At 51.8% G+C, this 2107-nt stretch carries 3 protein-coding genes; 2 read left to right on the forward strand and 1 reads right to left on the reverse strand.

Annotation, left to right across the window (positions count from 1 at the left end; genetic code table 11):
• The coding region (locus AC2FJF_RS24290) for a hypothetical protein (RefSeq protein ID WP_496727556.1) at window positions 1–209 on the reverse strand (209 nt) is incomplete at its 3' end.
• 560 nt (window positions 210–769) lie between these two features.
• On the opposite strand from AC2FJF_RS24290, the gene AC2FJF_RS24295 reads away from it, so the two are divergent.
• Both AC2FJF_RS24295 and AC2FJF_RS24300 read left to right on the forward strand, forming a co-directional pair.
• Complete coding sequence (locus AC2FJF_RS24295) at window positions 770–1285, forward strand: DUF805 domain-containing protein (RefSeq protein WP_170734114.1); 516 nt, start codon at window positions 770–772, stop codon at window positions 1283–1285.
• 73 nt (window positions 1286–1358) lie between these two features.
• Window positions 1359–2107 (forward strand): hypothetical protein (locus AC2FJF_RS24300; protein ID WP_496727557.1); only part of this gene is annotated, 749 nt, incomplete at its 3' end.

Raw genomic sequence — 2107 nt, forward strand, 5'->3', positions numbered from 1 at the left:
ACGCCGACTGTGACCTGTGTTCCGGCCTCGCTAAACGCGGATGAGAGCACCACGACTTGTGAATTGTTTGTTGTGCTGGCTACATCTCGTAAACACGCCTGCTGAGCGGGTGTGAGTTCGGCGGACGCACTGGATGTACCCGTGTCGTCACAGGCCGCAAGCAGTGCGAAACAAGTTGCGCCCGCAATCATCACCATCTTGTTAGACATTTTCTTCTCCCTCTGGTTCCCTTGAAATTAGTGAAATTGGATGCGCTTGTTTGAAGCTCTCGCGCCTGTGCAGCCAATTGAACATACCTTGATCCTGTGACTACCTTTCCCAAAACTTGCCGTGGGGGGCTTGGTCGGCGGGACGATATTTTGTTGACTATCGGGGCCGCCAATAACGTGCGAAGGCTGAATGACGCCACTAGCAAATGCTAGAGCAAACTCTGGAGAGAGGGCGAGTTCGTTAAGTCTAAGCATCGCGTCCTCCCAGCGCTCAATCATTATAAAGTGCCTTCCGACCGCTAGCACTCACTCCAGCAGTCGGAAGGGCTCGGCACAGCGAGCAGCAACGACAACAACGGAGGTAAAATAAAGTGGTGTTGAATTCGCATGTTTGAATCTAATTTTAAATAAATCAATATTTTTTCCGCGCGTAAATTTCTCTACGCTCTCGTACAATAGGCCTCTGCGTTCAAACAAAAAAGTAAGTGGGAGCTGCGAGTGTGTTCCCCTGAGCGGCGAAGCGATTTGAGGTCGCACAGAAACAATGAAGGGATTGAAAGATGGGATTTGGTGAAGCCGTTAAGACGTGTTTCTCGAAATACTTCCAGTTCTCCGGTCGGGCTATACGCTCAGAATACTGGTGGTTCTTCTTGTTTGTGGTTCTCGTGAGTGCTGGTTTAGCTGTGCTGGATACGATCATATTCGGGACCAACCCAGAAACTGGGCAAGGATCTCGGGTCCTGTCCTCTGTTTTCCAGCTGGCTGTTCTCATACCTATGCTGGCCGCCGGTTGGCGAAGGCTGCATGATACAGGACGACCTGGCTGGTATTTGCTGCTGCCGATGGCGCTCAGCATTACAACGCTATTTGTTATGCTGGGTGGGGTGGCGTTCTTTTCGGTATTGGAGCAAGGGACCGAAAACCCCGATGCATTACGAGGACCCGCGGCAGTACTGGGCGTGACCGGTATTGTTGTTGTCTCAATTCTTCAATTGGTTCTGTCTATCCTGATGATCTGGTGGCTGACACGACCTTCCCAAGAAGGTGCAAACGAATACGGCGAACCTGTTTCCTGATCTGGCTGTCCGGGCAATTGGATGGAACTTCTGCTGAACGACAGTGCGAACCGTAACTCAATGGAGAGAAAAAATGAGCTGCAAAACCATTTCCATTGGAATGCTACTGATGGCAGTGGCGACCACAGCATCAGCGGAGTGGTCTTTCAGCTCCGGGCCCAACCCTAATGCGTTTACTCAGACAGGAAACATAACGCTGGAACTTCAGTGTGACCGTATTCGCTTTGCTCCGGCTGGATTCGAGGACAGCCAGGACATTGCGGACAAGCAGGGGCTTTCCATTCGTTTCTTGAAGAACGGCACCACCGAAGTTGGGGTATTTCAGGTTGGCGCAGAAAACGCTGCCGTACAGATCGTCGACAACTATCCCGTCGAGGTCAGTTTCAATAGTCAGCCGGACTATGGTTTTGTTCTGGACCAGCTTGCAGCAAATGCATCGGTCAATCTGTCCATGATTGATCAAGATGTCAGCTATGGAATCTTTGACTTAAAAGGTTCCGGCGCGGCAATTCGATCCCTTCGTTCTGCGTGCAACTCGGATGTTAGCCAAGAGGCCTCATACGAAGCACCCGAAGGCATCGTCTATTGTGGTGGCGGAGCGATAAAACGCGTAATCGAACCCGCAATTTTGGACAACCCGGACGGAGAATGGGACGCGCGAGTAACGGTTAACGGCGAGCCGATCAGAGCCATGACGGCCTACAGTTACTTCGGAAACTCTGAGCCGCCCGCCGGATTTGTCGTCGCCCTCCTTGGGGAGGACAGGTCCGAGTTTCTGATTTTTAGCGAAGGCTCGGCAAACTGGCTGGAATACGGGGACTA

The sequence above is a fragment of the Ruegeria sp. CDSB013 genome (assembly GCF_059611165.1).